General features: G+C 63.9%; 5 protein-coding genes. All 5 read right to left on the bottom strand.

All coding sequences use genetic code 11. The features are described 5' to 3' along the window. Positions 1-382 precede the first annotated feature (382 nt). Positions 383-1,222, bottom strand: coding sequence for a hypothetical protein (locus tag ENJ37_09320; GenBank protein ID HHL40692.1), 840 nt, complete (start codon positions 1,220-1,222; stop codon positions 383-385). Between the two features lie 74 nt (positions 1,223-1,296). After that, the gene (locus ENJ37_09315) at positions 1,297-3,087 is read right to left on the bottom strand and encodes a type II/IV secretion system protein (GenBank protein HHL40691.1); all 1,791 of its coding nucleotides are present in this window, start codon (positions 3,085-3,087) and stop codon (positions 1,297-1,299) included. Between the two features lie 203 nt (positions 3,088-3,290). Further along, a complete protein-coding gene (locus tag ENJ37_09310; protein HHL40690.1) occupies positions 3,291-3,572 on the bottom strand; it encodes a hypothetical protein in 282 nt (93 codons plus the stop codon). Beyond that, positions 3,569-4,846, bottom strand: a complete 1,278-nt coding sequence (locus tag ENJ37_09305; GenBank protein HHL40689.1) for a histidine--tRNA ligase — start codon at positions 4,844-4,846, stop codon at positions 3,569-3,571. The genes ENJ37_09310 and ENJ37_09305 overlap by 4 nt, the downstream gene beginning before the upstream one ends. A 97-nt stretch (positions 4,847-4,943) precedes the next feature. Beyond that, a complete protein-coding gene (locus tag ENJ37_09300; GenBank protein ID HHL40688.1) occupies positions 4,944-5,375 on the bottom strand; it encodes a hypothetical protein in 432 nt (143 codons plus the stop codon). Positions 5,376-5,605 lie beyond the last annotated feature (230 nt).

The raw sequence follows: 5,605 nt of genomic DNA, 5'->3' as shown, positions 1-5,605 counted from the left end.
TATAATATGATATATTTATGAAAACTCTGATTTATTGCACTGAGGGATCCTTTTTGTAAAAAGGTTCCCTCAGACTCCCTCCAAAAACTTTTAATGCTAGTTGGTTTCCCCCTGTTTTGTCTTGCAAAACAGGGGGAAACCAACTCGCATTAAAAGTTTTTGGAGGGAGTCTGAGGGAACCTTTTTACAAAAAGGTTCCCTCAGTGCAATAAATCAGAGTTTTCATAAATATATCATATTATAACCGATTGACCGGAAAAGACAATCGAACTTATGTCGAAAAAGATGAAAAAAAGTTTTACAATCAAAGTATGTATCGTTGAGCGCCCTTTTCTTCTGAAAAGGGACGCCGCTCTTCCCGGATAGTGGAAGAGAGGCGGTCTTACCGGCCCGGCTGCCTCCTCTTCCACGCCTCGTAGCCGCCCTCGTAGTTTCGGGCCGGGGGCAGGCCCGCGAGCGTATGGACGAGCCACGCCCAGGCCGACCTCACCCCTCCGGCGCAGTAGTAGACGACGGGCCGCGACAGGTCCACGCCGCCGCTGCGCAGCAGGGCCCTGAGTGCGGCGGCGTCGAGCGGGCGGCGGTGGCGTCCGCTGAAGAATCTTTTCCAGCTTATGTGCGCGGCCCCTGGCACCGCCCCGCGCAGCCACTCGAAGGTGGAGCGCGTATCGACGACCGAGAAGTTCTCGAGCCCCTCTTCGAGCTCTTCGGTCGATATGTCGAGCTCGACCCTCGGCCTCACGGTGTAGCTCTTTTCCAGGCCCGCAGCCGGCGCAGCCGTGGTGAGCTCTCCGCCGGCGGCCCGCCAAGCCGATACGCCGCCGTCGACAAGACGCAGCGGCGCCCTGTGCCCCATGGAGGCGAGCACCCAGATGACCCAGCCCTCGCCGCCCCAGCTCCTGTCGGCGTCGCCGTATACCGCCACCGGCGTATCCTCGTCTATGCCCATGGCCCCGAGCCTCGCCGCGAGCTCCCCGGCCTCGAGCGGGCGGTAAGGCACGCCGCGGGAGTCCGTCCTCGTAAGCTCCTCCCAGTAAAAATTCCACGAACCGGGTATGTGGCCCGCCCTCCACAGCCTGGGAGGCCGGGCGTCGAGGATCGCCCACCGCCCGGCCTCCCCCATGAGCCGCGACGGACTTATGAGCCCTATATCGGCCGGAGCGGCGCCTGCGGCGGCGCACCACAGAAAAAACACGGCCGCCTGAAATACGATCTTCCTCATTCTCCCCCCTGCCCCCTTCAAAGACTTTCAACTCCCTGCGGGGCGGTCACCGGGAGGGCCGCGGCGGAGCTTGCTCAACCCGTGACGGTTGCGACCTCTTCGTAGGTGGTGACGCCCTGGAGCATCTTTTTGATTGCGTTTTCCCGGAGCGTGCGCATGCCGTCCTGCCGCGCCACCTCCCGCACCCTGTCCAGCGGCACGTCGTCGGTTATGACGGAGCGCATCTTCCCGGTGAACTCCATTATCTCGAAGACGCCGGTGCGTCCCTTGTAGCCCGTGCCGCGGCACTCGGTGCAGCCGCGGCCGTAGGAGACGGCGGCGGCCTCGTCGGTGATGCCGAGGTGGCGGCGCTCTTCGGCCGCAAGGGGCCGCTCGGTCTTGCAGTGGGGACAGATGCGGCGCACCAGCCGCTGGGCCATCACGCCGAGCACGGTCGACGAGATGAGAAAGGACTGGACGCCGAGGTCCAGGAGCCTGGTGACGGCCGAGGGGGCGTCGTTTGTGTGGAGCGTGGAGAGGACGAGGTGGCCCGTGAGCGCCGCCTGCACGGCGTTGGAGGCGGTCTCGCCGTCGCGGATCTCGCCGACCATTATGATGTCAGGGTCCTGGCGCAGTATGGTCCTGATGCTCGAGGCGAAGTCCACGCCCAGCGACGGCTGAACGCCTATCTGGTTGAAGTCCTCGACGACCATCTCGATGGGGTCCTCGATGGTCACCACGTTCACCTCCGGTGTGGCCAGCTCCTTGAGCGCCGAGTAGAGGGTCGTGGTCTTGCCGCTGCCCGTCGGTCCCGTGACGAGTATGATGCCGTGCTTTTTCTGCAGGAACGAGCGGAAGAGGCGCAGCTCCTGCCCGTCGAAGCCGAGGCCGCCGAGGTCCTGGAAGAGGATGTCGGGGTCGAATATCCTTATGACGACCTTTTCGCCGAAGGCCGTGGGGAGGGTGGAGACGCGCAGCTCGATCTCGCGGTCCATGTAGTCGGTCTTTATGCGCCCGTCCTGGGGACGGCGCTTTTCGGCTATGTCCATGCGCGAGAGCATCTTTATGCGCGAGACTATGGAGGGGTGGACCGGTTTCGGTATGGTGTGGATCGTGTGGAGTACGCCGTCTATGCGGAGGCGGACGACCGACTTGTTGCGCTTGGGCTCTATGTGGATGTCGCTTGCCCGCTGGTCGTAGGCGTAGCGCAGGAGGTACTCGACGGCGCTGACGATGTGCTGGTCCGTCGCCTCGATCTCGGTCGAGCCCTTGAGCTTAACGTACTGCTCGAGGTTGCCGAGCTCGGGCGTGAGGCTTCTGTGCCGCTGGGCGGCGGCCACGGAGGTGCGGAAGCCGTAGAACTCGCGCACTATCTTGAGGATGTCGGACTTGGAGCTGAGAACGAGGCTCGCCTTCATGCGGGTCGTGCGCGTCAGGTTGTCGACGGCCTCGAGCTCGAAGGGGTCGGCCACGGCGAGTATGACGGCGCCGTCCCTTTCGTCGACGGGCACTATGAGGTGCTTTTGGGCGAAGGGCCTGGGTATGCGCGAGGTGACGAGGTCGAAGTCGAGCTTAAGGGGGTCTATCTTCTTGTAGGGCAGGCCCACCTCGTCGGCTATGGCCTCGGTGATCCTGTCTTCGGTCAGTATCCTGCCTCCGCCGCCCGGTATCTCGAACTCGAAGGAGGCTATGACCTCGGCCGGCGATACGCGCTGGTGAATGGTCTGGAGGTTGAGGCCCGAGTACTGCGACTCCTGGGCCTTCTGGAGCCGGGCCCGCTGGGTCTCGCCGCGTATGGCGACTTCCTTTCGCTGGGCCCCGTCCATGAGGCCCCGGGCCTCGAGAAGCTCGGCCACGAACTCCAGGGTAAGGCTCTTTTTCGCCATTATCCTACTATCAAAGGTCGCCAGGACCCACGCGCATGTCGGCCCGCGAGGATATTCCCTCCAAAACCTTCAACGCCTCCCGATCCCCTCGAACCGGCAGGCGAGATCGAAAGGAGCCGCAGGGAAATCGAAGCTCCCGTGACGGGGGCCGCGGCACCCCCCCGCTCCCCCGGCCCCTCTCGATAAAGTTTCCCCCGAGGCGATCAATCGGAGTCTCTTCGAGTTCCCCTGCGTCCCATATCGCCGGGAGGCGGGAAGTCGCCGTAATCGCCGCGTCCCTGCTCCTTTTCGGAGTCTTCGATCACGGCCTTGAGGAGTTCGTTGGTCTTCTTCTGCTCGGCGATGAGCTCCCTGAGCAGGTCCTTCACGCCGAAGACCGAGAAGGGCAGCACGAGCCAGAGAACAAACAACGCCGCCAGGGCCACGCAGAGGAATATGACGAAGGCGCCCATGAAGTTCATCGGCATCATGGCCTGGCCCATCATACCGTCTCCTTCGGGGCCTGTGCGCCGCGGCTTTCCATTGCGCCGGCGAGCCTTGAAACCGCCTCGGCGAGCGGGACCGCCTGCTGCGAGGCCGTGGCCATCTCCTTCACGGTCACCACCCCCCGGCAGAGCTCGTCGTCGCCGAGGATGAGCGTGCGGCTTGCGCCGAGGCGGTGGGCCCGCTTCATCCTCGAGCGCAGCGATCCCTCGCCGTAGTCGGTGACGACCGTGAGCCCCGCGCTCCTGAGGCCCCGCACGAGCTCCGTCCCGGCGCGCTCGGCCTCCCGCCCCAGGGCGATGAAGTAGAGCGGCGAGGGCGGCGCCGGGCGCTCTCCCAGCACGAGGGAGAGCCTTTCCATGCCGAGGGCGAAGCCGAAACACGGTGTCTGCGGTCCGCCCAGCTCCCGCACCAGCGAGTCGTAGCGGCCTCCTGCGGCCACGGCGTTCTGGGCCCCCAGCCCAGCGGCCGTTATCTCGAAGGTCGTCCGCGTGTAGTAGTCGAGGCCCCGCACCATGCGCGGGTTGACGGTAGAGGAAGCGTCGAGGAGGGCGAGATAGCGGCGCACCTCGTCGAAGTGAGCCGCACACTCCCGGCAGACGTGATCCGTCAGGGCCGGGGCGTCGGCCGTGGCATCCACACAGGCCGGGACCTTGCAGTCAAGGGCCCTGAGGGGGTTGGTCTCCATCCTGCGGCGGCAGTCGGCGCAAAGCCGCTCCGACCGGGCGTCAAGAAAGTCCTTGAGCGCCGCCTTGTAGCCCGGCCTGCACTGCGCGCACCCCAGAGTATTGACATGGAGCTCCGCCCCTTCCACGCCGAGCCGCTCGAAGAGACGCACGGCCATCTCCATCGTCTCGGCGTCGATCCAGGGACTGCCGTCGCCAAGGACCTCGGCCCCTATCTGGTGGAACTGGCGGTACCTCCCCTTCTGGGGACGCTCGTAACGGAACATGGGCCCCCCGTAGAAGAGTCTCGTCACCGGCGCCGTGTAGAGCTTGTTCTCGATGTAGGCCCTCACCACCGGCGCCGTCCCCTCGGGCCGCAGGGTGAGCGAATCGCCCCGGCGGTCCCGGAAGGTGTACATCTCCTTTTCGACGATGTCCGTCGCCTCGCCTATGGAGCGCGCAAAGAGCTCGGTCCTCTCGACGACCGGCACCTTGATCTCCGAGAAGCCGTAGGCTCGGAAGAGGGCCGCGGCCTCATCCTCTATGCGCCGCCACACTTCCGTCGTGCCGGGCAGTATGTCGTTGAATCCCCTTACGGCCCTTACTGTCATGTCGAGTTATCTTCTCCACGGTCGTAATGTCCCGGCCGCCCATGGGGCATGGGACGCGGGATGCCGGAAATGGAGGGTGGAGGCGGGGCTTCTCCGCTCAACTCCCGTCGCCGTCGAGCGAGAGATACTTCATTATCACTTCGTCGAGACCGTTGTCGGCCGCCTCGGACTGCTTCTCTTTCCGCGAAGCCGGAGGCGCGGCCCCCACGGCGCCCGCCCGGGACCGCGGCGCCTCACCGCCGGCGGCGCCCTTCGCCGGCGCCGCGCCGTCTTCCCGCCGGCCGTCGAAACGGCCGGCCTTCACGGCGGCGATGAGCTCGCCGTGCTGCTCGCTCATTATCTCGCGCAGCGCCTGCCCGAGCTTGTCGGAACCCACTATGTCCGCGTAACTCGTCTTCTTCGAGGCGAGTATGGCGCCGCCCTTGAAGACGAGCGTCGTTATGACCGGGTTGCGCTCCCCGCCGTCCTCGGTCTGCACGTGGTAGGTCTCGCCCCGGTAGACGACGTTTTCATTGTAACCCTGGAGCATGGCAAAGAAAGAGGGACACCCTCCTCAAAGAAACTCTGACTCACTTCCTGAGGGAAGTTTTTGGAAACCATGATTAATTACCCTGGGGGAAACTTTCTGTAGAAAGTTTCCCCCAGACCCCCTTCAAAGACTTTTAATTCCCTGCGGTTCATCCCGATTTTGCTTGCAAAATCGGGATGAACCGCAGGGCGTTAAAAGTTTTTGGAGGGAGTCTGAGGGAACCTTTTTAC

The organism is Deltaproteobacteria bacterium, from assembly GCA_011375175.1.
Lineage (GTDB): Bacteria > Desulfobacterota > GWC2-55-46 > GWC2-55-46 > DRME01 > DRME01.
Note: the sequence above shows the minus strand (reverse complement) of the source record. Positions and strands in the feature narration are given on the sequence as shown.